We start from the raw sequence: 23484 nt of genomic DNA, 5'->3' as shown, positions 1-23484 counted from the left end.
AGTCCCGCACTTTCAGGAGCATGCACCGATGAAGCGCAGTCTTGCCAGCCTCGCCATGATGACCGCCCTGGCGGTGATCACGCCCGCAATCGCCGGCGGCGCCGGCAAGCTGCACGGAGCCAAATACCTGCCGCTCGCGCGCATCCCGCTCGCCAAGGCACGCGCAGCGGCGCTCAAGGCGCGCCCCGGGACGATCACGGATCAGGAGCTGGAAAAGGAAAAAGGCGGCAGCGGCCTTCGCTATTCATTCGACGTGCGGCGGCACAGCAAGACCTATGAGGTTGGCATCGACGCAAAAACGGGCAAGATACTCGAGAATCGAGCGGAAGGCCCCCACCCGGACTGACCGGATCTTGCACGATCGAACAAGTGGCGCCTGCTTGTTCTGGAGGACGGTTTCCTTGCGCCAGTCGGAATTCATGAGCGACAGATCACCATTTCTACGGAGCCGGGCCATCCGCATCGCTGCGGCGTTGGCGGTCGATTTCGTCGCCGGATGTAGCCATTACACGCCGCTTCCGCTGGCGGCCGCGCCTCCCTTGGCCGCCGACCTGCACGCGCTGCAGCGGCGCGATGCGGGCCTCCCCCCCGAACCTCTTTCCGTTGCACGGGTCGTCGACCTTGCACTGGCGAACAATCCTGACCTGAAGGCGGCGCGACGCAGGCGGGCAGTGGCCGCGGGGCAAACCCGACAGGCCGGCATCTTGCCCAATCCCCAGCTCACCGGCGCTTTCCTGCCGCTGCTGTCCGGGGTGGGATCGGTGCCCGCCTGGAACATAGGGCTTGCGCAGGATGTGCGGGCGCTCGTCACCTATCGGTCACGCCGTCGCGCCGCTACCGACAGCGAAGCCCAGGTCGCCGCCGATATCGTCTGGCAGGAATGGCAGGTTGCCGGACAAGCGCGCCAGATCGCAACCGATCTGATCGTCAACGCCAACAGCCGAGCGAGCTATGTCGGGGCGTATCGGCTGCTGGCGGCGCGGAACGCGAAGCTCGAGCAGGCGCTCGCCGCCGGCAACGTGACACTGGTGACGGTCGCCCCCGATCGGGTGGCGCTGCAGGCCGCCCGCAGCGCGCTGAACGCGCTCGACCAGCGCCAGCTGGCGCTGACGCACCAGCTCGACGCGCTGCTGGGCCTTGCACCCGATGTCGTAGTCCCGCTCGCAACACGGGCGGACCTGCCGCCCTTCGATCCGGCTGCGATCCGGGCAGGGCTGGCCAGCCTGCCAAAGCGACGCCCGGACCTGATCGCCCTGCAGATGGGCTATGCCGCAGCCGACGAACAGCTGCGCCAGGCGATCCTCTCCCAATTCCCCGATCTGGTGCTCGGCACCAGCGTCAACAGCGACAATTCCAGGGTCGTCAATGGCGGACCCAATCTGGCCGTGGGCCTCCCGATTTTCGACCGCAACCAGGGCAATGTCGCGATCGCACGCGCCACCCGGCTGCAGCTCCATGAAGAATATGGCACCCGTCTCGCTGCCGCCGTCGGCACCGTGGAAGCCATGCTGCGCGAGATGGAGCAGCTGTCGGCGCAGCTCGCCGCCGCGCGGGCGGATCTTCCGGCGGCACAGCGCGCCGCGACCCGTGCGGAGGCGGCCTTCGGCGCGTCCAATCTCGACGAACGCGGCTATGTCGACCTCGTCTCGAACCGCTTCATCAAGGAACAGGACATCATGACGCTCGAGTTGGCGCTGCTCGATCGACAGATCGCCATCCAGACGCTGGTCGGCGACGGCCTCCCCGCCGTCACCCTGCCGGCGGCCGATGCGGACGCGATGCCGCGATGAGGCGGTTGCTCTGCCTTGCGGCCGCGTCGATGCTGGCCGGCTGCAGCACGGGCGCGGCGCCCGAGGCATCCTCCACGGCGACGCCGAGCGTGCTGGTTTCCACCATACTGCCCCGCCAGGGCGCATTGCCCCAGACCGTTACCGCCTATGGCGCGGTCGCGCCGGCGGTGACCGGCACCCAGACCTTCAGCGAGGCACAGCCGGGCCAAGTCACGCGGCTGCTCGTCGCCGCGGGCGCGGCAGTGCGCCAAGGCCAGGCGCTGGCGGTGTTCGCCACCGCGCCGTCCGCGCGCAGCAGCTACCTTCAAGCGGTCGACGCGGTCGCCGCGGCCAGCAAGCAGCGGGCGACCACCGCACAGCTGCTGTCGCAGCAGCTCGCGACCCGCGACCAGTTGGTGCAGGCGGAGAAGGCGGTTTCGGACGCCGAGACCGCGCTTGCCGCCTTGCGCAGCGAGGGCGCGGGGAGTGCATCCCACACGCTCACCGCCCCCTTCGACGGCGTGGTCACCAGCGTCACCGCGGCACAGGGGGATCGCATCCAGCCGGGCGCCGCGATCCTGACCGTCGCCAAGGCGGGCAGCATCGTCGTCAGCGCCGGCGTCGATCCTGCCGAGCGCGGCAGGCTGGCGGTTGGCCAATCCGCATCGCTGACGCGGCTTTCCGGGGGCGCCCCGCTGTCGGGGCGGGTAATCCGCGTGAACAGCGCGCTTAACCCCAAGACGCGCCTGATCGATGTGGACATCGCCTTTCCCGCGGGCACGCTGCTCGCCGGGGAGGGCATGCAGGTGGCCATCGCCACCGGGCAGGTGCAAGGCTGGGTGGTGCCGCATCGCGCGGTGGTGACCGCCGGCGGGCCTGCCCATGTCTTTCAGGTGGATGGCGCGAAGGCGAAATCGGTGCCCGTCGCGATCGCGCTGGCGTCCGACACGGGCGACGTGGTCACCGGAGCGCTGGATCCGCACCGCCGGCTGATCGTCGACGGCGCCTATCAGGTCGGCGACGGCGATGCCGTGCGGTGGGCGCACTGATGCTCGAACGGCTGCTGCGCGAACAATCGCGCGCGTTCGTCCTTATCGCGGTCGCCGTGGCGCTGGCCGGACTGGTCGCGGCTTGGTCCTTGCCGATTGGCCTGTTCCCGCAGGTTTCCTTCCCCCGCGTCGTCGTCGATCTGGATGCGGGCAGCCGTCCGGCCGATCAGACCGCACTGACCGTCACCCGCCCCGTCGAGGAGGCGATCCGTGCCATCCCCGGCGTGCAGGACGTGCGCTCGGCGACGAGTCGGGGCGCCGCGCAGATCTCGATCGATTTCGGCTGGGGCCGCGACATGATCGCGAGCACGCTGCTCGTCGACTCCGCAGTGGCGCGCGCGCTCCCGGCGCTGCCGCAGGGCACGCAATATACCGTCCGGCGCATGGACCCGACGGTCTTCCCGATCATCTCCTATGCGCTCGTCTCCAGCTCGGCCAACCCGGTCGCGCTCCAGGATCTTGCCAAATACCAGATCACGCCGCTGCTCTCTGCGATCCCCGGGCTCGCGCGCGTTGGCGTGCAGGGTGGCGATACGGCGGAGGTGCAGGTTCTTGCCGATCCGCACCGGCTGGCCGACCACAATCTGTCGATGGCCGATGTCGCCGCGGCGATCCGCAACGGCAACGTGCTCAGTGCCGTCGGCCAAGTGCAGGATCGCGGGCGCCTGTCGCTGGTCATCGCCGATCGCAGCATGGCGAGCGCCGCGCAGATCGGCGCGATCGTCGTCAGCGCCGACCCGCAAGGGGTTGTGCGCATGCGTGATGTCGCCACCGTTCAGGACGGCGCGGTGCCGGTGTGGCAACGCATCGTCGAGGACGGCAAGCCGGCGGTCCTGTTCAACATCTACGAACAGCCCGACGGGAATGCGGTCCAGATCGCCCAGGCCGTGCAGCAGCGGCTTGCCGGCCTCAAGCTGCCGCCTGGCGTCCAGCTGGTCTGCTGGTACGACCAGAGCGAGCTGGTCACCCAATCGGTGGCAAATGTGCGCGATGCCGTGTTGATCGGGCTGGTTCTCGCCGCGCTGGTGCTGCTGTGGTTTCTGCGCAGCTGGCGGGTGACGCTGGTCGCCGTGATCGTCGTGCCGGCGACGCTGGCCGCCACCGTGCTGGTGTTGCGCATCCTGGGCATGAGCTTCAACATCATGACCCTGGGCGGGATCGCCGCCGCGGTGGGGCTGCTGATCGACGACGTGATCGTGATGGTCGAGCATATCGCCCGCCGCGCCGCTGCGCCGGGGGAGGACGGCCAGCCGCTCGGCGACGCCGCCGTTCTGCCGGCGGCGCGCGAGTTCATGGCGCCGCTCACCGGCTCCAGCCTGGCGACGCTGATTGTGTTCATCCCGCTCTCGTTCCTCAGCGGAGTGACGGGCGCGTTTTCGCAGGCGCTGTCGTTGACGATGGCGGCGGCGCTGGCGATTTCCTGGGCGATGACCGCCTTCGTGGTACCGGTCCTGGTCCGCTGGCTGGTCGATTTCCGGCGCTGGCACGATCCCGGCGAGCCGGGCCAAGGCAGGATCGCGCGCGTGCACGATCGCGCGCTGGGCGCGCTTGCGGCACGTCCCTGGCTGCTCGCCGTCGTCGCGGTGCCGCTGCTGATCCTCGGCTATGTCGGCTATGCCAATGTCCCCAGCGGCTTCATGCCCAAGGTGGACGAAGGCGGCTTCGTCATGGATTACTACACCGCGCCCGGCACCTCGCTCGACGAAACGAGCCGCCAGGTCGGCCAGATCGATGCGATGCTGCGCGCCAACCCGGACGTCCTGACCTTTTCGCGACGTCTCGGCACCGGGCTGGGCGGCGACCTCGGGCAAAGCTATCACGGCGACTATTTCGTCCGGCTCAAGCCGACGCATTCGGCGCCTACGGAAGAGATCGCAGCGGCGGTGGCCGATCAGGTTACTGCCAAGGTGCCGGGCGTGCAGGTCGAGGTCGCCCAGCTGATCGAGGATCTGATCGGCGACCTGACCGCCGTGCCCCAGCCGATCGAAGTCAAGCTCTACGCCGCCGATCCGTCGGTGCTGCAGGGAGAGGCGCGCAAGGTCGCTGCCCGCATCGCCAAGATCGACGGCGTGGTCGAGATCAAGGACGGCGTGCAGCTCGCCGGGGACGCGCTCAATGTCCATATCGATCCGGTGCGCGCCGGCCTCGAGGGGGTGACGCCCGCCGAGGTGGAGAACCAGCTCAACACGGCGCTTAGCGGCACTGTGGCCACGACGCTCGCGGGGGCGACCAAGGCGGTCGACGTGCGTGTGCGGCTACCCGACGCGCTGACGATGAGCGAAACCGGCCTGGCGCAGCTGCCGATCCGGGCGCCGGATGGCCATATGTTTTCCTTGTCGCGCGTCGCGACCGTCCAGTCGGTTACAGGGCAACCCCAGATCAGCCGCGAGAATCTGGAGCCGATGGTGGCGGTGACCGGGCGCATCCAGGGGCGCGGCATCGGTGCGGCGGTGGGCGACGTGAAGGCGGCCCTCGATGCGCCGGGCATGCTCGAGCCCGGCGTGCGCTACGAGTTGGGTGGGCTCTACCAGCAACAGCAGATCGCTTTTGCGGGCCTGGTCAAGGTCTTCGGGGCGGCGCTGGTCGCCGAGTTCGCGCTGCTGCTGGTCCTCTATCGCCGCATCTGGCTGCCGGTGATCATCATCGGCTGTTCCCTGCTCTCGACCACCGCGGTGTTCACCGCGCTGTGGGTCGCGGGCGTCGACCTCAACATCACCGCGCTGATGGGCATGACGATGATCATCGGCATCGGCACCGAGATGGCGATCTTCTATGTCTCGGAATTCGAGGAACTGGCGAAGACGATGCCGCCCGCCGATGCCGCGCGCGAGGCCAGTCGTAACCGCCTGCGCCCGATCACGATGACGACGCTGGCCGCGATCCTGACGCTGCTGCCGCTGGCGCTCGCGATCGGCCAGGGCTCGGGTATCCAGCAGCCGCTGGCGATCGCCATCATCTCCGGGCTGCTGCTGCAATATCCGCTCGTCCTGCTGGCGATGCCGGTACTCGTCCGCTTCGGCTTGTCGCGCAGGGACGTTGCCGGCGCAGAGGGATAATCGAGATTGCCCGCCGCCAGCGATCAACCATCCGGGACCAGCAGCGACAAGGCGCGGTGGCGCGGTGTTCCTCCGGGCGTCACCTCCGCCTTGTGGAGCATATCGTCATGCCGCCAGTAGATTTCATAGTAATGCCCATCGCCGTGCACCTCTTCGATCAGGACGATCGTACCCGCGGCTTCGATGCCCGGGAGAACCGCAGAGACGGGTGCCGGCAATTCCGAGCGCGCGATGGCGCGCTCCACGACCAGACCGCCATGCTCCTCGCGCTCGAGCGAAATGCGGGGGACACCGCCCCAATATAGCTGGATCTCGTGCTCATCCCCCGGCGCGACGTACGAAACCCAGGCGCGATGGACCGCCATGATCTGGCTGCCGGACAGGCTGAACATCGCAATGCCCGATGCGACCATTGCGAGCAGCCCTGCACGGCGAAAGATGCTCTCGCGCATCAGCGAGAGAAGATGCCGGGCGGCGAACGATGCGGCGACCGCGGCGACAGCGACCAGGGCGCCGGCAATCAGCGCGGATCGCGGCAGCAGCCCAAACGCCGTGTAGAGCCCAATTTTCAGAATATGCAGCAGCACTTCGTTGGTCGCGCGGGTCGCGACGATCTCCTCCTTGTCGAGCCCCATGCGATAATAGGCGCGGTTGAACACCACGCCGACGGCACCGGTGAAGCCGGACAGGAGCCCCGCCGCAGCCCCGAGCAATGGGAGCCGGCCGAGCGACAGCGGGCGCTCCGTTCCCGCCGGGGACGGCCGGCGAAACAGCGCGGGGAGGTTCAGGAGCAGGAAGCAACCCAGCAGAAACTCGACATAGACGGGCTCGAAGCGGGTCAGCAGCCACGCGCCCAAAGCTGCTGCAGGGATTGCGGTCGGGACGAAACGCCGCACGACGTCCCAGCGGATCCGTCTCCAGAACAACCAAATGCGAGATAGTGAACTCGCCGCGGTACCGATCGACAGGGCGCCGGGGATAGATGCCACTGGAAGGATCAGCCTGAGGAGCGGCACAAGGACGAGGCCTGCCCCACCGCCAGCCACGGCACTGACGACGAATGCGAGGAAGGCGCTGATGACAACGAGCGCTACGATCATACCGTCTGGTAGCCTGTCAACTCCGCGGCGCCCATGGCTGTGCATGTTATGTTTTGTTGCGGGCTTTATTCAAATCACGGGGTGGCCTCGCTGGATCTGTAAGGAAAGCAAGAGTTGTCAGGATAGGACGGTGCGAACGCCGGTTGCCGGTTGACGGCCAACATAAACCCCAGCGTCGCTAAGGGCCGCTTACGGGCTAAGCTGCCATTGTCGGCAACCTCCCGGAACGGCGTATTTTGGGCGGGAGCCGCCTGTCCGCTTTTCGTCGCGTTCCGGTCATGGATCCACCGGAACCGATAGCAAGGGAGCGTCCAGCTGCTGGCTCAAGACCTCCTGCGGGGTTTGATAGCCAAGGCACTTCCGAGGCGTGTTGTTCAGCCGATCGACCATGCCTTGCAGCTGCCGGTCAGATACCGCGGCAATGTCGGTATCGAAGGGCAGAAACCGCCGGATGCGACCATTGGTGTTCTCGACGCTGCCCTTCTGCCAGGGAGCTGACGGCTTGCAGAAGTAGGACACGATGTTCAGCGCGCTGGCGAGCCTTGGGTATCTCGCGAACTCGGTGCCGCGATCGAACGTGATGGAGCGTCGGAGGGGAGGGGGAAGGGAGCGAAGACGTCGCTCAATGCCGGTGATCACCTCGGTCGAGTGTTTGCTCGGGTTGGGGCACAGGATCGTGAAGCGGCTGCGCCGCTCGACGAGCGTGGTGAGGTTTGCTTTCCCGAAAACCGCGCGGAAGGCGATCAGATCGCCTTCCCAGTGACCGAAGCTGCTCCGCTCGGCGATCTCCGGCGGACGCTGGGCAATGGTGTTCGCCTCGGGGATGCGAGCGGCGCGCGGCTTCCGCCCATAGCGTGATCGACGCTTCTTCCTGGCCATCGGGAGCAGCTTCCACAGGTGTTGGCGCTTGCCCTCCTCGCTGTAGACGTACTGGTAGATCGTCTCGTGACAGACGTTCCCGGATCCGATGCGGTGCCGACGCAGATAGCCGGCGATCTGCTCTGGCGACCAAGCTGCCTCAAGCCGGTCCACGACATAGGTGGCCAAGGGCAAGTTCCGCGAAATCTTGAGTCCTCGGCGCCGGCGGGCCGCTGCCTTGTCATTCGCAAGCGTCGGGAAATAGCCGCGGAACATCGGCTCGTCATCCAGATGCCTATTGCGCTTCAGCTCCCGATAGATGGTCGACAGGTGGCGACCAAGCTCGGTGGCGGCCTCATGAACACTTCTGCCGGACTGCCGAAGCTGATAGAGACGTCGCCGTTCGTCCATATCCAGATGCCGATAATGGCTCACGCTGCGAAACCCTCAAGCGGCTGAACACCGCAGACTGCCTAGGTTTTCGCACTTCGATTTGGAATCCGCCGTTAGAACGGGTCCGCAACGATAATAATAGTTATGTAAAATCAGGTACTTAGTGTCTCGCTATGGGCACCGATTGAACACGTAGCAGCCCACAAAAGTCGCGTTCACCGGTGCGCTGGCCAAGCCGACGATGCTGATGCCGGTAACCGCGCAAGCCACGCTCGGTCGCGTGAACGAACAAGCCGACCAGTTGGCGACTGCAAACCAGACCACGATCAGTGCCATGAACCCTATCAGGTTAAACGGCATGTTGAGCAGCTGCGGCGCGAACAGCAGGAGCAGATAGCTCGCGACAATCAGAACTGGTGTGATCCATGCCCGCATTCGTGCGGGTTTATTGGGAGCAGGCACGCCATGCCAATTAAACGGATCAAGGCCCAGAACGGAAACGGGGCTACGAACCGGCAGTGTTCGCAGCCCCGCATCCCAAGGAGATCACTTGCGTAAGATCTGATCCAAACGCGCACCACTGGGATCAGGATCCGATGCCTATCACGGCCTTCCTTTCCACTCCATTGACGGAAATCGCGTATGTGCAGCCACAATCTCTCGCCGCTCCGCGGCAAGCTCGCTTCACCGGAAAACGCCTACGCTGTCGCCGTGCAGCTCCGCGCCGCCAGCGGCACCGAGCAGTTCGTCGTCTCCACCGGCAACCCGATGCAGCCCTTCCGCGTCAGCGAAGAGCCTCCGATCGGCCAGGAGCGGTTCCTCGCGCTCGTCGCTTGAGGAACCACTCAGCGGAAGGCGTCCACCTTCATCAGCTCCGCGGCCGTCGGGCTCTCCACCGTATCGGCATCGGTGAAATACCGCACCTGAACGTGCTTCGATGCCGCCTTCGCCATGCTGCCGCGCGCATACAGGATGGCCTTGAGCCAGCTCAGATCTACCACCGCCTGCGAAAGATGCAGGTCGCACACCAGATGCCAGATCCGCTTCTGGAACGGCCCGCCATCCTTCAGGATATCCTCGATGGCGAGGTAGCCGGCGCCGAACCGCAACCCCTTGCGGTGATCAATCTCCAGATCGGCGATACCTTCGAGCAGCTGCGCGACCGAATAATAGGCCGCCGCGAGATCGATTCCGATCGACGCACCCGCGAGCATCCGCCGCGAGTGGCTTAGCTTCGTATCTTCGAAAGCATCGCGGAGCGCGATGTCATAATCGAAGTCACGCAGAGCATCGTTGACGTCCATGGGTACTCTCCTTTGCAGGCGCGCCGTATAGAACATAATAAGAACACAGGCCAGCATTATTTGCTGTTGCCTGCGCAGAAGCTTGCAACGCTCGCACACTCAACAGATGCTAGTTTACCGACTTCTTGGATAGGATTGCTGCATGAACCCCGTTGACGATGCTGAGCGCCTTGCGCTCTGTCTGCCTGAACGCATCGCCGGCCTTTCCGACGAGGAACTCCGCCAGGAATACCTCAGCAGCTCGGCTGAAGCTGGCGATCCTTTGCAAGACGCGCTGGCGGCGGAACTCGAGGTTAGGGGCATCGACATATAGGCTGTCTCGAAGTACCCGGGGAAACAGGGCGACGCAGCCATCCTGTGCTTCATGTTGCAAGGGCGGCGAGCTGGCCGCGGCGGAACGCTCGCAAGGTGAGCTGAAGATTCAGGTGGGCACAATCTATGTTTAATCTTGTGATGGGTAACCACAATTGGGACGAGAGATCGTTCTCGATGGACCTTGAAAGGGTGTTTCAGTACACAAACCCTGACCTCATCCAGCGCTTCAGCCAGAATGAGACACCGTTATTCGAAGAGTTGCGTCATTACCCAGCGCTTTTCCTAAAGGAGGGAACGGGGCAGGAGCGGGCGCTTGTCGGTACGATAACAGCTGCGCGCCTCACAGGAAAAGAGGTGCGCTGCGATATAGCTGTTGATGACAACATTCCACCCATAACCAATGCAGCCCTATTCGCCGTGCGGCAACAGCTCGACATGAATTGCCACGTCCGGCATTGGGATTGGAGTAGGAACCATTGGGCGGTTAAAGACCCGGATCTCTATAGAGTTCTTCTGCGTGTCATTGCAGGCCAGAATCGACCGACTGCTTTCCAGATCGGCGGAGGAGTATCGACTAGGCCACGACAGCTATCCGTCATGATGCCGTTCAGCGCCGATTTCGCTCCAGTATATGAGGCCATCAAAGCTGCAGGGATCGAAAACGGCCTGCATGTTGCTCGCGCCGATAATGTTTGGGAACACCAGACGGTCATCCAGGATGTGATAAGCTTAATCGACCAGGCATCGATCGTCGTCTGTGACCTGTCCGGCAGAAATCCTAACGTATTCTACGAGACTGGAATTGCTCACTCACTTGGACGAGAGGTCATTATGATAACTCATAGTGACGGCGACGTGCCTTTCGACCTAAACCATCACCGATATCTTAAGTATCTCCCAAATACGGAAGGGTTGGAAAAGATGAAAAATGCTCTTTCCGGGCGAATCAGCACCATTTTAAGTTGTCTCGAAGCTTAACCGGCAATTGTCGGTGGTTCAGTGGAGCTGCAGGCAATGGTCCTGTTCCTTCGGCCGACCCGGGTGTACTATCCCAGCGACTGAGGCCGCTCCGAGCTAGTTCGCGGGCCGCCTGCCCTGTTGAGTAACGCCTACCTATCAAGTCGAATCGCGACGATCACGCTCCCACCGCACCTATCGAAGGCTAAGCTGGCATCCGCAGCAGCCTTCCGTCGTCAAATAATGCCCATCGGCTGTCATAGCTCGCTTTTGAGCCTTTAATCTGAAGGCCCTCGCAATCGCCTCCAGCAGGCACTTGCCAGCGCTCCGGGTCGCCCACGTAAGAGAAGTTAGCCAGCGCAGCAGACACCGAATAGATCAGGGAAGGCGCCCGAAAGCGAGGAACTTTAGCTGACCCTGGCGATCCATTCGATCCCACATATACTTAATGAGTTCAAACGCGGCATCCTCCTGCTCTTGCAGTGACGCTCCGCTGTCTTCCACAAAAGAGAGGAATGAAAGCAACATACTACGACCCTGAATGCCCTGCAGCAGGGTATAAAAATATGCTGTAGCGACATCGCTCGTGTTGATGTGTTGTCCCAGCGAAGACAGAAAGCGCTCACATATCTGCATATCACCGCGCCACGGACGACGTTGTTCCATCTCGGCGGGAGACAAAGATTCCAGAAAATGCAACCCGTCCTTCAAGTAAGCTGAACCAGAGCGATGAGATGAAGATGAAGGCGCCGCCCGCGTATCGGTTTCGTTAGCGATTGATCTATGCGTTAGACTGATACTTGTCCCGCGCCCCGCACGCCCACGTGTGAAAAAAATCCAGTAGATGCGACCCGAAATTTGTTTTTCAAAGCCAATAGAGTCCCGCATGTCTGGGTATGAAGTCGCACCGTTGCTTCGAGCATATGCACGAGCTGCGTCAAACCCTAAGGATGGGTAATCCGCCTCAGATTGGCCATGCTCAATCATCCCGTAGACATACTTCTCTACGTTTTTAGCAATTAAACGATCTAAAATCCCCACGCGCCCCACCCGAAAAGAGCTTGCTATATAGCCGAGCTAAGGCTGGCACCATACTCTAGATGATATCTCCCATCCAAGCCGTCATGAATGGACTTGTGGCGATTGCCGGCGTTGGAATTGGCCTGCGGCCAATGCGTTTGTTCGTTTGGCCGGCACCGGTGCCCTATCTCCGCGCCTGAAGGCGCTCCGACCGAGCCCGCAAGCGGTCTCAGCCCTGTCGGGTGACGACCACCTATCGTTGGACCCGCGGCGATCGCACGCCCCTCCCCCCAACCTGGCGCCTGCTCAGCCTGCATCCCTAGCAGCCTTCGGCTGTCGAATGACGCGCATCGGCGCGTCATGGGCTGCTTGTGAGCCCATGATCTCAACGCACCCTTCGCCGCCTCTCAATGTCTCTGCGTTGCAGGCCTGCCCGCCCCGGTCGGGGGCATTGATGTATCGGCCTACGGCCGATGCTTTTGTTTATTGGTAGCCCCCTCAACAGAAATACCGGGTCGCTTCTGATTTGGCCTGCGGCCAATGCTTTTTGTTTGTTGGCCCTACGGTTTCCAACGCGCAAGCGCGTCGGAGCCTCCGTCATTTATGTTGCCCGCGTCGAACAGGCCTGCCCCTTGAGCCCCTGCGAGGACGGCTCCGGGTGCGATGAGATCAAGGGCGAGCCGCGCTCAACGCAGCTATAGAGACAGAATTGGCCGCATGAGCGGCCAATGCGTTATTTGCCTTTTTCTTTGCGCCCCTAGTCGGGGCTTTTTCTTTGCTCGGACTCACCGAGTACGATGAGTTTCTGTCAAGAAATCAATGCGCTTCAATACTTAGAGGAGAGGGAGTAAAAGGAAGATGTCGGAAGGGAAGGGGAGAGGCCCCAACCGAGACACAGGGGGAAAAGCCCCCGCCTAATGGAGTAATGATCATGAACATCGGTCAGTTCAAGCGCGCGGACAACGGCGATCTTATCGGTTCGATCGCCTCGGTTACTATCGACCTCCCGCGCCTCGGTCTCCGTCCCGTTCGCAGCGACAATGATCGCGCCCCCGCTTTCGAGATCATGGCCCTGAACGTCGCCCGCCGCTGGGTCGTCGTGGGTGCCCTGTGGGAGCAGAAGAGCAACACGAACGGCGAAACCTTCTATCAGGGACGGCTCGAAGATCCGAGCTTCCAGAACCCGCTTCCGATCATGCTTTTCGGTGACGATGTGGACGGCTTCCGCGTCGTGTGGAACCGCGAAGAACGCGGCAACCGCGACATGGACGGCAACCGCCGCCGCCGCAATCGGTCGGATAACACCGCCGAGGAAGCAGGCGAACCCGCCATCCCGCCGCTGTCCGATATGGCTGGCGAGGGAGCCGCACCCCGTCGCCAGCGCGGCCAGCGCGGCCAGCGTAGCGACGCCTTCGAGGGCAATGCGACCGAGACAGGGAAGCTGATCGACGCCGCCGCCGAATAACCAACCGTCAGACGGGCGGGGAGAGCGGTGGAAACGCTCCCCCGACCCTGATCGCAACCGACTGCCAAGGATTGCATGCCATGACGAAGGAAACGACTAGCCGCCGCCTTACCAGCTTTGCCCAGCTTGGCGAAGCCCTCCGCACCGAACGGGAACAGGCGATTGCCGCCGCGTTCGCCGAAGAAACCGCCGCCCCTCAATTTGTCGAAGCGTTCGGCGACGTCGGCGCGCTTTCCATCGTGGAAGCTGGCGCGCCCGCGCAAGAGCTGGACATGCCCGAGCCCGCCGAGGCGCAGCACGATTGCCATGCAATCATGGTCACCCTTTTCGACCTCTTCCGCGATACCCGCCTAGAGACGAGCGCACAGGCGATTGCGTGGGGGTTCGTCAACAGCTTCCACTTTGAAGCCGCCAAGCTGGCCCGCGAAGAAGACGCCCTTTCGCTCGAACTCGGCGAATTGATCCGGCACCCGGACCCCTCGGAAATCTATGCGGCCGAGCTCGAGGAGCTGCAGCTGCGCACCCAAACCAAGATGGAGCAGCGGGCCGCTATCGAGTGCATGCGCGACTATGCCGCCGAATGCTACCGCAGCGAGACAGGCCGCCCGTGGAGCAGCGCGCGCGGAACCCGCGTTTCCAGCGCCACCAACGCAAGCCAGATCGCCGCCGCGGACTTCCTCAAAGCCCACGCAACCGCCCTTCGCGAACAGCGCGCCCCGAGCGGCCCGCTTGTCGTCTTTTCCGGGGGGCAGGAATGGCACGACCACGAACAAATCTGGACCCGGCTCGACCAGATCAAGGAGCGCGTGCCCAACATGACGCTTTGCACCACCGCGCAGCGCAAAGGAGCCGACGCGATCGCCACGGCATGGGCGGCAAGCAAGGGCGTGCCGGTTGTCGCCTTCACCCCTAACACGGCCCGCCATGGCAAGCGCGCGGGCTTTGTTCGCAACGACCAGTTGGCGGGCCTGCGCCCCGTTGAGGCAATCGTCTGTGAAGGTTCGGGCATTCAGGCAAACTTGCTCGACAGCCTGAAAAAGGCAGGCGTTCCCACCCACGCATTCCGCCATTCCAGTCAGGCCCCCGCCCCGCAGCGTAGCATGTGGGGATGAGGCAAAGGGCGGCGCCCCTCGCGCCGCCCTCCCCCGTTTCCTTGGCAGGAAAGAGACTGGCCAGCCCCGGGGCGATCCCTCCCCGGCGCTGGCCCTTTGTCGTGCTTTCGGGAGTGGGGGAAACCCTACAGGTTCCCCCCACGCCAGGTCGCCGCGCGCGCCACCACCAGCCTCGCCCCCGCCGGGGCTCGCTGGCGGCGTCGCGCGCGGCGACCTTCCCCCCTCCGGTAAAGGGCTGCCGCAGACTTTCATCATAGATCAACCGCGCATTCCGTAGCGGCCCACCCGGCAATTCTTGCCGCCTTTTGCGACGAACCGGGAAATCCTTGCCGCCCCATCCGGCTCGCTCGCAACGCGGCCAAGCCCTTCGGCTTGGGCGCGCTGGCTACGCCTCGCCGGCGGCCACGCTTCGCGAGCCCGATCGGCCTGTAGCCGAGAGTGGAGAGGGAGAGAAAAGAGCGGTCTCAACCGCGTGAAAGGCAGCATCATGCTCCTCTCAACCTGCATCGCTATCATCGCCTCGGATTATGCTCGGATCGTCCGATATGCGGAGCGGCGATCGCGCTTCCTCGACGCTTTGGACTGGTCGCAAATGACCCCGGAGTTCTGCCGCCGAACCTCAATGGCGGACGAGTGGGTCAACGATGAAACCGCCGAGGCATGGCTCTACCTCCAGCACCTTGATTCCCGGCTCGCGCGCGAAGGCGACGGCCCAATCGAGATGTTCGCGCGGTTCGTCATTCCCCCGCATCTCCTGCTCGCCGCGGTGCCCGCCTGAGAGCTTACCGGAAGGGGTAAGGACGATGAAGATCACCCTCGAGAAGATCCGCTTCTGTCACGAGCTTTCGCACGAGACCTGCGCCTACACCGCAATATTGTGCGTCGACGGAACGCCCGCGTTCCATGCAAGCAACCAAGGCTGCGGAGGGGCAGATCTTTACCGCCCGCTCCCCGGCTTTGCTGGTCCTACCATCGAGGAAATCGATCGTTACCTGACGGCCAACGGACCGCCCGTTCAGGCTGGGGGAGAAACCTTCGCCTGCGACCTCGAGCTGACGGTCGCCAGGCTCCTCGATCAGAAGCTGGCAAGGAACCGCCTCTCAAGCTTGCTGACGCACAAAATCGTCCTGATTCAAACGGAGGACGATCGGCCAGTTCTATACGCGTACCCGTTTGCACCCACCGCATCTGCGCTGGCGAGAGTTCGGCTCGACGTCGAGCGCGGGAAGCTTAGCGGCGTTTCGGTCAACGGCGCTGAAGAGTCCGTCATCGCCCGCGCGCTGGCGCTGGTATGATCAGGCTCGCTCGCGTCGGTACGGCCCCTTCGGGCCTCCCCTAGCTACGCATTGCCTCGGCCACAGGGGGAAATTCTCTCTCAAGTCGTCCCAGTATGTTGGCCGGCGCGACGAGCCTCAAGGACGGCGGGGCCCCACCATTTTCCCTGCGGGAAAATCGTTGCCCCCACCGCCGCTGCGCGGCCGCTGCGCGGTCCTTGACCCCCGCCACGCCGGCCAACGTGAAACCTTCGTCATCAAGACAAAGGAGACGAACATGCCTGCCATCAATCCCACTTCCGAACGTGCTGCGCCAAGCTTCAATCCGCTGCGGAACTATGCGCCTCATGAGGCCGGGTACTGGACGGCTCAGAGCTACGGCTTCGAGATGATCAGCCGCGTTGAGAATGCGATCCGGGATCGGGACAGCTGGGCGGGTCGATACACCGGCCAGCTTAATCCGGATACCGAGGAATATGACGACATCAGCGACTGCTCGGGTGAGTACGATGCTGCCGACCTCTACGCTCGGGACCTCGCTGCAGACGCAGCGCTGGGCAACGCTCGGATGATCGTCGTGGCGCAGGGACGCACCGATGAAGCCGCTCAGATGATCCTCGCCGTGCCGATCGAGCCGGGATGAGCGGGAATCGCATCGCTCGGCTCGCTCGCGTTGGTACGGCCCCTTCGGGCCTCCCCTAGCTACGCATTGCCGCGCAAAGGCGTGAACCGGGGCATCGAGCCCCGGCCCACGCCATGGGCGCGTGTGGGGATCTCTTTCTCAAAGATGTCCCAGTGTGTTGGGCGCGGCGACGAGCCTCAAGGACGGCGGGGCCCCACCATTTTCCCTGCGGGAAAATCGTTGCCCCCACCGCCGCTTACGCGGTCGCTGCGCGATCCTTGACCCTCGCCGCCGCACACAACGCGAGGGACCGTCTTTTCGACGATCTAGGAGGATCATCATGGAGGTTCTGTTGTTTCGTGCTCTGAAGAGCGCTAATATCGATGAGGAAACTGCCGCCAAAGTGGTGGAAGCGCTCGAGGAGCACATCGACGTGGCTATCGGTCAGGCAAACAAGGCGCTGGAAGCGAAGCTCGACGGCATCAAAATGAGCGTCGACGCGGTGAAGGCTGGCAACGAGCAGATGCGCGTGTGGATGGTTATCATCACGAGCATTCTTGCAATCATCGCGCTGCTTGGCAGCGTCGCGAGCGTGGTGGTGCAGGTGCTGAAGTAACATCGGGGGAGCGCTCTGCTCCTCCTTTTTCAGGGCCGCGAGGGCAACCTCGTGGCCCTTTTTCATGCCTGCTCGACAGCCACTCCCGCCGGCTCGCTCGGCCTCTGGCTTCGGCCCTGGCGGGCCTCGCGAGGCACTACGCATCGCCGGCGATATCGAGACGATCAGAAACGCTCAGGGGCGCAAGAGAGGAGAGGGAAAGAGAGGTGCGGTTCAACCTAAGGAGGTGGCGATGTCCATCAGGTTCCGCGTCGACGACGGCTTCAATCCCCTCACCATCACGCCAGCGATCATCAGCTCCGACCAGCTGGTCGAACTCTGCCGACTGCTTCGCCGGGAAGCGCAGCGGCTCGGCATCGACCTGATCATCCCGGAGAAGGCGACGATCGTCGAACGCAGCTTTTCGTTCAGCGCGCGCGTCTGCCCTCTATCGCTCGCCTCGGTATCTGCGTGCTTCGACCACTATCCCGGCGTCATCGAGGTGCTTGAGGAAGCCCAATTCCGCGGCCGTCGCATCCGGGTCTGGCGATCCGACGATCGAGATATCTGGCTCGGCCTCTCCTGCGATTCCGACGCTGCGCCCGCACTGGAAGTGCCTGACGAGCGCGGCTCTGCAATCCTTGAAATGCTGGGGCTCGACGGCTCGGAAACCATGGGCGCAATCCCATTGGATGAGCTGCGCCGTCGCCTGTCTGATCCGATCATTCACCGACGGATTTCGGACGAGCCGGACTTGGTGACCTATTTGCCCCAGCTCAACGAGATGGCGCGCGTGAAGACGCTTGAAGGTGCACCGCATCTCGCTTGGGCCTGATAGCCCAATCTCGGCCCGCAAGATCGAATGGGAAGCACTGGCCTGGCGGCCACGCTTCCCATTTTTTTGCCTGATACCGTTGAGCCGGCGGAGCCACGCCCCTGCCCTGCTCGCTCGGCTTCCGGCTTCGCGCCCACGGCGCTCGCCGTCGCCTCACATCGCCGGACAGGCAAACGGCCGCACGCGGGTTCCTGTCGCGTGCGGCCGCCGCATCGCTTGGATCCCGGGGAGACTAGGCTGAAGCCTCCAGCCTCTTCTCCACGGCGTCCAAGCCCAGCTTCTTCACCGCCTTCATCAGGCCCTCCAAACGGTCGATCGGCATCCGGAGCAATCCGGCCTTCTCGACCGCTGCGATCGCCGCTTCCCGCTGCTTTGCCTGAAGCGCCTTTCGGCGCTCAGCCAGCTTGCGTTCGTCGGCCTCGATCGCGGCCTGTTCAGCATCCAGTGATTTCGCCATTTCCATGCCTTTTCGGTCAGGCTGATCGGGCTCTGAACAGGCCCATCTTAACCGCTCCCGGATCGACGGAAAAGACCCCCTACCCCCCTACAGGATCGCCACCCATGCAGACCAGTTTGCAGCGAGCCGTGACCCCGCGCGAAGCGCCTTCCAACAACCAGTTTCGCCGTTCGGCGAGCCGGTGCCCCGCGGAATCCGCAACGGCATCCCAACGATCTGAATCGATCAGCGGCAGGATCAACTCCACCCACGATATGGGACTACAGAGAGCACACCCTACGCACCAAGGTGCTCAAAAAGACCACAGTTAAAAGTAGGAAGGCCAATGAAAACAATGTGATAGCTCTGCCGCTACCGGCGCCTAAACGCGGTCTTTCGACACCATCCACTGGCGCCCCGCTTCCCAAAACCGGCGCCGATCAAGGCCTATCTGAGAGCCCGAATCAGAAGAGAAAATTCAGGCTGGACGGCCACTTCGCGCGGCGCCTGAACCTTGCGCCGGGGCTGTATTGGGACGACCGGCTCCCTGGCTTCGGGCTAAGAGTTGCTTACAAATCCCGGTCCTGGATCGTGCAAACCCGCGACAGAGGCGAGACGCGACGGGTGACGATCGGGAAGTGCGGTCTGGTCAGTGCGAAGCTGGCTCGGCGCAATGCACGACAGGCGCTCGCCGCCCGTGCGCTGGACGGTCTGCCGGTTAAACCCGTCCCGACGAGCAAAGATGTGTCGACAACGTTCGCTGCGTTTCTTCCGGTCTTCTGGGAGCATTGTGGCGACCAGTGGAAACCGTTGACCCAACGGCGGGCACGCTCTGGCATTCGAGCGCATCTAGAGCCGGCGTTTGGCGATTTACGGCTGTCCGAGATCCGCCGTGCGGACGTGATGGCCTGGCGCGACGGCATGGCGCAGCGGACAGGCGCGTTTAATCGGACGCTCCCTACCTTGTCCGCGATCCTTCAGCGCGCCGAACTCCTCGGCTATCGCGCGCGCGGCACAAACCCGTGCAAGGGCATCGCCCGCTATAAGCGGCCGAAGAAAGAGCGCTTCCTCTCGCTTCGCGAATTACAGCGACTCGGCAACGTTTTGCGCGAGTTTGAGGGGGAGCGATCGCTTGCGATCGCGGGCATTCGACTGCTGATCTACACAGGCGCGCGGAAGAGTGAGGTGGTTGGTCTGCGGTGGGAGTGGGTCGGCCAGAACTATGCGGACCTGCCCGACAGCAAAACTGGACCGAAGAGGCTTTACCTCAATCGCCAGGCGAATGCCGTGCTGGATCGGCTGGGACGAAAGCCAAGCGGGCGGGTGTTTGAAGCCGCGGGCCGATCCGATCCATTGGCTTGCTGGCCAGCCATCCGCGATGCTGCGGGATTGAATGATCTGCGCCTGCACGATCTACGGCATAGTTTTGCGTCCATCGCGATCATGCAGGGCATTTCGCTCACCAAAATCGGCGCGCTACTGGGGCACGCGCTACCAGAAACGACCTTCCGGTACGCGCATCTGTCCGATGACAGCGTACAGGAGGCGGCGATCCGCGTGTCAGGCTCGATTGCCAAGGCGATGGGGGTGGCGCGATGACGGCGCCTCTCCGCCAGGTGGTGGACGATGCCCTCCTTGAGGGGGGGCTTGAGCCTTCTCCAGGCACCGGCGGCGGGAAGGTGAAAGCCACGATCTGGGCAGACGATCAGCCGTGCTTCGGCCTGCGCACCTATGCCTCCGGTCGGCGCGTCTACATCGTCCAGGCGAGGATGGGCGGGAGAACGCGCACGGTGACAATCGCAAATGCCGCGCTCGTCTCGCGGGCGAACGCGCGCGACGTCGCGAGGCGGGTGCTACTTCGTGCGCAGACCGGAGGCGATCCCGCGACCGATCGCCAACGAGCCCTGGCAGTGCCGACGTTTGACAGCTTCATCGCCCTTTATTGGGAGCGCATGGAGCCACGCTGGAAGCCCTCCACCCGCAGGAGCCAAGCGGTTTACCGCCGGCACTATATCGATGGGGCATTTGGTCGGAAGTCTGTGGACAAGGTCGATGCTGCGGACGCAGCGCGGTGGTTCGCGAGGACGGCTAAGAAGGCCGGTCTCGGAGGTGCAAACCGCTGCCTGGAGATCGTGCGCGCCGCTTTCAACAAGGCGGAAGCGTGGGGCATGCGGGCTCCCGACACAAACCCGACGCGCGGACTGAAGCGGTATCCGCAGCTGCGACACGCACGATTCCTTCGCCCGGAGGAGATAGCGCGTCTCGGCGCGGCATTGGATGCAGAAGCGGAGGCCCATCCGCTGCAGGTAGCCGCCCTCCGCCTTCTACTGCTCACCGGATGCCGATCGTCAGAGATTCGGGGGCTGCTTTGGTCGGAGGTTGTTGGGACCCGCCTTAAGCTAACGGACTCCAAAACGGGTCCCAGGACCGTATGGCTCGGCCACGAAGCGCGGTCGCTGCTCGGCAGCCTTCCGAAGCCGGAAGGCTCGGACCTCGTGTTCGCACGGCCGGGCCAGGATCAGCCGGTCCAGCTCGATTGGTTCTGGCGCTATCTGCGTGGCAAAATCGGCTTTGAATGCGTGCGGATACACGATCTTCGCCATAGTTTTGCAAGTCATGCAGCGATGGGGAGCGAAACTTTGCCGATGATCGGCAGCCTACTCGGACATGCGAGCGCGAGCTCAACTGCAATATATGCCCATTTAGACGATGCCGACTTGATAGAAACGGTTCAGAGTATCGGCGACGTATTGGAGGCGCATCTAGGTGGCACACTATGCCGATCATCGGTATCGTGAGCGGCGAGCTGTGGGACAACCCGTCGTTGGTGCGTACAGCTGGGAGCGCCAGGTTTCGGATGAAGCGGCCCTTTGAGGGACGGCGTTGGTCATCCAGCGAATGACCAAATACTGAGCCGCCTGCCGACCGACAGCTTTCAGGTCAACCAGCGCGCTGAGCTGCCCTTCATTAGGGTCCCAATGCCGCTGGGCACCGGCGAATGAGCTATCATCGATCTGGAAATTCGGCTCCCTCTGGAGTAGCCAGCGTTCACGCCCATCCGGGCCAATCGAAACTGACGGAGTAGTGGAGTGGCGGATCTGTGGTCCAAGCGCCGATGGGCGAATCGGAACGATCCGGCGCCTTCCGCCGAGCAGCAGGCCGACGCCGACGCTGCGGAAGCCGTTCGCTCGCGCTATCAGCAGGACTATGACCGCCTGCTATTCTCGACACCTGTGCGGCGCCTCTCGGACAAGACACAAGTTTGGCCGATGGACGAGAATGACGGCGTCAGGACCCGCCTAACCCACTCGCACGAGGTCGCGAATCTCGCCCGATCGATTGGCACCCGCGTCCACCATGGCGATGCCTCGCTCTTTGGCGATGCGGACGTACATCACGTCGTCCAGCCGATGCTCTCAGCGATAGGTCTCGCGCATGATCTAGGAAATCCACCCTTCGGGCACCAAGGAGAGGCCGCGATCGGCGGCTGGTTCGAACGTCACCAAGACTGGATATTCACCAAGGTGAGCGAGGACGGAGCGGATCTGCCCGTCGAGATAGAGAGCGAGTACCGCAAGGAGTTCACCAGCTTCGACGGCAATCCGCAGACTATCCGGCTGCTCGCCAAGCTGCAGACGTCGATCTCGCACTCGGGTCTCGATCTGACCGCCGCTACGCTAGCGGCGACGATCAAGTATCCGGTCGGCGCGCCCAACCAGGATGACAAGAACCTCATCGCCAAGAAGCACGGCTACTTTCTCTCCGAACAGTCGCTGGTCGACTGGCTTCGAAAGGAAACGGGGCTCGAGGAGGGACAGCGCCACCCGCTCACCTGGATCATGGAAGCATGCGATGACATTGCCTACTCGATCCTCGACGTCGACGACGCCATGAAGAAAGCGGTGATCTCGCCGGACGACGTCATGGCGATCCTGATTAACGATAGCCGCACGAAAAATCATGCCGTTGTCAAAAAGGCGCTGGCCGCGTTCAAGCGTGTCAATGCCGCCAAACGCCGTCCTGAGGTCGCCCGGGACATTAAGATTGGATATCTCCGAGCTTTTTTCATCGAGGCGCTGATAAGCGACGCGAGCGACGCCTTCGTGACAAATGGCAAGGCCATCAACGACTTCTCGCACACGACGCCGCTTATGGAGAAGAACGGCTTCTGCGACACGTTGAAGGGGATCGCCCGGCAATATGCCTTCAACAACCCGGCGGTGCTCAAAATGGAGACGATGGGCGCGGAGGCGCTCAATGGCTTGATGACAGCGTTCTGGGATGCGATCAGCGACCGCAAGCCGAAGGATTTCGACAATCTCAATGCGAAACGTCGCGGCGCCAAGAACAAATACGTATTCGCCCTAATCAGCCAGAACTACCTCGAGGATGCGCTCCGTTGCGCGGAAAAGGGGATCGCTGGGTCAATCCGCTATCGCGAACTTCGGTTGTTGACGGACATGCTGTCCGGTATGACTGACACGTTCACTATCAAGCTCTGGAACGACATCAAGAGCCTTAGCTGATGAGCGTCGCCGCCAGCATCCCGCTGCTTAAGAATCGAATCTACAGGTATCTCAGGGAGACCGGCTCGCCGCACAAGGCGCTTCGCGAATTCCTGAACGTCGAGCTCAAGGACTTCGACCGCATCGCGATTGTCGGCGGACTCGTTCGCGATCTCGCCCGGAGGGGCAAGGTCGGCTTCAGATCGGATATCGACATCGTAATTGACGGCGAAGTGGAAAAGGTCACTGAGTTGGCGCGGAGACTTGGAGCCACGCCCAATCGGTTCGGCGGCTTCGGCTGGAAGAGCGATCGTTGGAAGATCGATTTCTGGGCACTCGGCACGACGTGGGCCTCGACTAACGGTCACGTTCTCGTCGCCGAGCTGAGCGACATTCCGAAGACGACGTTCTTCGACTGCGATGCAGTGTGCTACGACTACAGGGCGAAGACAGTCCATGCCTCGCCGGACTACCTGCCGCGCCTGCGCGCACGAACGATCGACATAAACCTCCTCCCCAACCCGTCCGTCGAAGGCAACCTGCTGCGCGCTGCGCGCAGGATACTGCTATGGGGGTTTCGGCCAGGCGAAACTCTTCGAACCTTCATCGACGATCATCTCGATGAGGCCTCATTCCGATCGATCGCTGGCATCGAGGCCGGCCTTTTCCATAGTCCGGTGACTCAAGCCTTCGACGGAGCTGCCGAACTCAAGACCGCGCTGTTGGCCGACCAACTGACCAGTTTGCTAAACACCGCTGCGAACGAGCAGCTCATCCTCCCCGGAATGCGAGACGTGCGCACCTAGCGATCTAATCGAG

The 23484-nt window shown here is 63.1% G+C and carries 24 protein-coding genes; 18 read left to right on the top strand and 6 right to left on the bottom strand.

Annotated elements, in window-relative coordinates:
* Positions 1-28: 28 nt before the first annotated feature.
* From ABIC35_RS19920 to ABIC35_RS19905, 4 genes are all read left to right on the top strand, one after another.
* Positions 29-346 (top strand): PepSY domain-containing protein, encoded by a 318-nt coding sequence (locus tag ABIC35_RS19920; RefSeq protein ID WP_354278571.1) that lies wholly within the window; start codon positions 29-31, stop codon positions 344-346.
* A 73-nt stretch (positions 347-419) separates the two neighbouring features.
* Complete coding sequence (locus tag ABIC35_RS19915; RefSeq protein WP_354278570.1) at positions 420-1790, top strand: TolC family protein; 1371 nt, start codon at positions 420-422, stop codon at positions 1788-1790.
* Positions 1787-2818, top strand: a complete 1032-nt coding sequence (locus ABIC35_RS19910) for an efflux RND transporter periplasmic adaptor subunit (protein WP_354278569.1) — start codon at positions 1787-1789, stop codon at positions 2816-2818. The genes ABIC35_RS19915 and ABIC35_RS19910 overlap by 4 nt, the downstream gene beginning before the upstream one ends.
* Positions 2818-5874 carry an efflux RND transporter permease subunit gene (locus ABIC35_RS19905; protein WP_121079934.1) on the top strand — a complete coding sequence of 1019 codons (3057 nt, stop codon included), beginning with the start codon at positions 2818-2820 and terminating at the stop codon, positions 5872-5874. The genes ABIC35_RS19910 and ABIC35_RS19905 overlap by 1 nt, the downstream gene beginning before the upstream one ends.
* A gap of 23 nt (positions 5875-5897) precedes the next feature.
* Here ABIC35_RS19905 and ABIC35_RS19900 read toward each other — a convergent pair whose 3' ends face one another.
* The 3 genes from ABIC35_RS19900 to ABIC35_RS19890 all read right to left on the bottom strand — a co-directional run bounded on the left by ABIC35_RS19900 (position 5898) and on the right by ABIC35_RS19890 (position 8660).
* A complete protein-coding gene (locus ABIC35_RS19900; protein ID WP_121079630.1) occupies positions 5898-6974 on the bottom strand; it encodes a sulfite exporter TauE/SafE family protein in 1077 nt (358 codons plus the stop codon).
* A gap of 276 nt (positions 6975-7250) precedes the next feature.
* Positions 7251-8267, bottom strand: coding sequence for an IS30 family transposase (locus ABIC35_RS19895; protein ID WP_121079632.1), 1017 nt, complete (start codon positions 8265-8267; stop codon positions 7251-7253).
* Positions 8268-8396: 129 nt separating this feature from the next.
* A complete protein-coding gene (locus ABIC35_RS19890; protein WP_121079634.1) occupies positions 8397-8660 on the bottom strand; it encodes a hypothetical protein in 264 nt (87 codons plus the stop codon).
* Between the two features lie 207 nt (positions 8661-8867).
* Here ABIC35_RS19890 and ABIC35_RS19885 point away from each other — a divergent pair, with 207 nt between their 5' ends.
* Positions 8868-9062: a hypothetical protein gene (locus ABIC35_RS19885; RefSeq protein ID WP_121079636.1), complete on the top strand. Its 195-nt coding sequence runs from the start codon at positions 8868-8870 to the stop codon at positions 9060-9062.
* A gap of 8 nt (positions 9063-9070) precedes the next feature.
* Here ABIC35_RS19885 and ABIC35_RS19880 read toward each other — a convergent pair whose 3' ends face one another.
* Positions 9071-9565, bottom strand: a complete 495-nt coding sequence (locus ABIC35_RS19880; RefSeq protein ID WP_147425955.1) for a hypothetical protein — start codon at positions 9563-9565, stop codon at positions 9071-9073.
* Between the two features lie 106 nt (positions 9566-9671).
* On the opposite strand from ABIC35_RS19880, the gene ABIC35_RS19875 reads away from it, so the two are divergent.
* On the top strand, positions 9672-9842 hold the full coding sequence (locus tag ABIC35_RS19875) for a hypothetical protein (RefSeq protein WP_183049511.1): 171 nt from the start codon (positions 9672-9674) through the stop codon (positions 9840-9842).
* A 176-nt stretch (positions 9843-10018) separates the two neighbouring features.
* Positions 10019-10822, top strand: coding sequence for a hypothetical protein (locus tag ABIC35_RS19870; protein ID WP_220667396.1), 804 nt, complete (start codon positions 10019-10021; stop codon positions 10820-10822).
* A gap of 357 nt (positions 10823-11179) precedes the next feature.
* Here the strand turns inward: ABIC35_RS19870 and ABIC35_RS19865 are convergent, their stop codons facing one another.
* A complete protein-coding gene (locus ABIC35_RS19865; RefSeq protein ID WP_147425957.1) occupies positions 11180-11842 on the bottom strand; it encodes a hypothetical protein in 663 nt (220 codons plus the stop codon).
* Positions 11843-12752: 910 nt separating this feature from the next.
* On the opposite strand from ABIC35_RS19865, the gene ABIC35_RS19860 reads away from it, so the two are divergent.
* The 7 genes from ABIC35_RS19860 (at position 12753) to ABIC35_RS19830 (ending at position 17724) form a co-directional block, all read left to right on the top strand.
* Positions 12753-13286 (top strand): DUF736 domain-containing protein, encoded by a 534-nt coding sequence (locus tag ABIC35_RS19860; RefSeq protein ID WP_121079937.1) that lies wholly within the window; start codon positions 12753-12755, stop codon positions 13284-13286.
* 80 nt (positions 13287-13366) lie between these two features.
* Complete coding sequence (locus ABIC35_RS19855) at positions 13367-14398, top strand: DUF2493 domain-containing protein (RefSeq protein ID WP_121079640.1); 1032 nt, start codon at positions 13367-13369, stop codon at positions 14396-14398.
* A 472-nt stretch (positions 14399-14870) separates the two neighbouring features.
* Positions 14871-15176 carry a hypothetical protein gene (locus tag ABIC35_RS19850; protein ID WP_121079642.1) on the top strand — a complete coding sequence of 102 codons (306 nt, stop codon included), beginning with the start codon at positions 14871-14873 and terminating at the stop codon, positions 15174-15176.
* Between the two features lie 25 nt (positions 15177-15201).
* Positions 15202-15693 (top strand): hypothetical protein, encoded by a 492-nt coding sequence (locus tag ABIC35_RS19845; protein ID WP_121079644.1) that lies wholly within the window; start codon positions 15202-15204, stop codon positions 15691-15693.
* 256 nt (positions 15694-15949) lie between these two features.
* Complete coding sequence (locus ABIC35_RS19840) at positions 15950-16315, top strand: hypothetical protein (protein ID WP_147425959.1); 366 nt, start codon at positions 15950-15952, stop codon at positions 16313-16315.
* A 319-nt stretch (positions 16316-16634) separates the two neighbouring features.
* Positions 16635-16910 carry a hypothetical protein gene (locus ABIC35_RS19835; RefSeq protein WP_121079648.1) on the top strand — a complete coding sequence of 92 codons (276 nt, stop codon included), beginning with the start codon at positions 16635-16637 and terminating at the stop codon, positions 16908-16910.
* Between the two features lie 232 nt (positions 16911-17142).
* On the top strand, positions 17143-17724 hold the full coding sequence (locus tag ABIC35_RS19830; protein WP_121079650.1) for a hypothetical protein: 582 nt from the start codon (positions 17143-17145) through the stop codon (positions 17722-17724).
* A 232-nt stretch (positions 17725-17956) separates the two neighbouring features.
* Here the strand turns inward: ABIC35_RS19830 and ABIC35_RS19825 are convergent, their stop codons facing one another.
* Positions 17957-18181 (bottom strand): hypothetical protein, encoded by a 225-nt coding sequence (locus ABIC35_RS19825; RefSeq protein WP_121079652.1) that lies wholly within the window; start codon positions 18179-18181, stop codon positions 17957-17959.
* A gap of 288 nt (positions 18182-18469) precedes the next feature.
* Here ABIC35_RS19825 and ABIC35_RS19820 point away from each other — a divergent pair, with 288 nt between their 5' ends.
* From ABIC35_RS19820 to ABIC35_RS19805, 4 genes are all read left to right on the top strand, one after another.
* Complete coding sequence (locus ABIC35_RS19820) at positions 18470-19759, top strand: tyrosine-type recombinase/integrase (RefSeq protein WP_354278568.1); 1290 nt, start codon at positions 18470-18472, stop codon at positions 19757-19759.
* Positions 19756-20958 (top strand): tyrosine-type recombinase/integrase, encoded by a 1203-nt coding sequence (locus tag ABIC35_RS19815; protein WP_121079654.1) that lies wholly within the window; start codon positions 19756-19758, stop codon positions 20956-20958. Before ABIC35_RS19820 ends, ABIC35_RS19815 begins: the two co-directional genes overlap by 4 nt.
* Positions 20959-21249: 291 nt before the next feature.
* Positions 21250-22686, top strand: a complete 1437-nt coding sequence (locus ABIC35_RS19810; protein WP_121079655.1) for a deoxyguanosinetriphosphate triphosphohydrolase family protein — start codon at positions 21250-21252, stop codon at positions 22684-22686.
* The gene (locus ABIC35_RS19805; protein ID WP_121079657.1) at positions 22686-23471 is read left to right on the top strand and encodes a hypothetical protein; all 786 of its coding nucleotides are present in this window, start codon (positions 22686-22688) and stop codon (positions 23469-23471) included. The genes ABIC35_RS19810 and ABIC35_RS19805 overlap by 1 nt, the downstream gene beginning before the upstream one ends.
* Positions 23472-23484 lie beyond the last annotated feature (13 nt).

This window comes from Sphingomonas trueperi (assembly GCF_040545965.1).
GTDB lineage: Bacteria > Pseudomonadota > Alphaproteobacteria > Sphingomonadales > Sphingomonadaceae > Sphingomonas > Sphingomonas trueperi_C.
Note: the sequence above shows the minus strand (reverse complement) of the source record. Positions and strands in the feature narration are given on the sequence as shown.

Coding starts and splice junctions, on each gene's coding strand:
- ABIC35_RS19885 (WP_121079636.1), top strand. CDS start 8,868: ATGTGCAGCCACAATCTCTCGCCGCTCCGCGGCAAGCTCGCTTCACCG.
- ABIC35_RS19910 (WP_354278569.1), top strand. CDS start 1,787: ATGAGGCGGTTGCTCTGCCTTGCGGCCGCGTCGATGCTGGCCGGCTGC.
- ABIC35_RS19825 (WP_121079652.1), bottom strand. CDS start 18,181: ATGGCGAAATCACTGGATGCTGAACAGGCCGCGATCGAGGCCGACGAA.
- ABIC35_RS19840 (WP_147425959.1), top strand. CDS start 15,950: ATGCCTGCCATCAATCCCACTTCCGAACGTGCTGCGCCAAGCTTCAAT.
- ABIC35_RS19855 (WP_121079640.1), top strand. CDS start 13,367: ATGACGAAGGAAACGACTAGCCGCCGCCTTACCAGCTTTGCCCAGCTT.
- ABIC35_RS19920 (WP_354278571.1), top strand. CDS start 29: ATGAAGCGCAGTCTTGCCAGCCTCGCCATGATGACCGCCCTGGCGGTG.
- ABIC35_RS19870 (WP_220667396.1), top strand. CDS start 10,019: ATGGACCTTGAAAGGGTGTTTCAGTACACAAACCCTGACCTCATCCAG.
- ABIC35_RS19880 (WP_147425955.1), bottom strand. CDS start 9,565: ATGTTCTATACGGCGCGCCTGCAAAGGAGAGTACCCATGGACGTCAAC.
- ABIC35_RS19845 (WP_121079644.1), top strand. CDS start 15,202: ATGAAGATCACCCTCGAGAAGATCCGCTTCTGTCACGAGCTTTCGCAC.
- ABIC35_RS19830 (WP_121079650.1), top strand. CDS start 17,143: ATGTCCATCAGGTTCCGCGTCGACGACGGCTTCAATCCCCTCACCATC.
- ABIC35_RS19890 (WP_121079634.1), bottom strand. CDS start 8,660: ATGCGGGCATGGATCACACCAGTTCTGATTGTCGCGAGCTATCTGCTC.
- ABIC35_RS19905 (WP_121079934.1), top strand. CDS start 2,818: ATGCTCGAACGGCTGCTGCGCGAACAATCGCGCGCGTTCGTCCTTATC.
- ABIC35_RS19860 (WP_121079937.1), top strand. CDS start 12,753: ATGAACATCGGTCAGTTCAAGCGCGCGGACAACGGCGATCTTATCGGT.
- ABIC35_RS19805 (WP_121079657.1), top strand. CDS start 22,686: ATGAGCGTCGCCGCCAGCATCCCGCTGCTTAAGAATCGAATCTACAGG.
- ABIC35_RS19875 (WP_183049511.1), top strand. CDS start 9,672: ATGAACCCCGTTGACGATGCTGAGCGCCTTGCGCTCTGTCTGCCTGAA.
- ABIC35_RS19900 (WP_121079630.1), bottom strand. CDS start 6,974: ATGATCGTAGCGCTCGTTGTCATCAGCGCCTTCCTCGCATTCGTCGTC.
- ABIC35_RS19915 (WP_354278570.1), top strand. CDS start 420: ATGAGCGACAGATCACCATTTCTACGGAGCCGGGCCATCCGCATCGCT.
- ABIC35_RS19835 (WP_121079648.1), top strand. CDS start 16,635: ATGGAGGTTCTGTTGTTTCGTGCTCTGAAGAGCGCTAATATCGATGAG.
- ABIC35_RS19815 (WP_121079654.1), top strand. CDS start 19,756: ATGACGGCGCCTCTCCGCCAGGTGGTGGACGATGCCCTCCTTGAGGGG.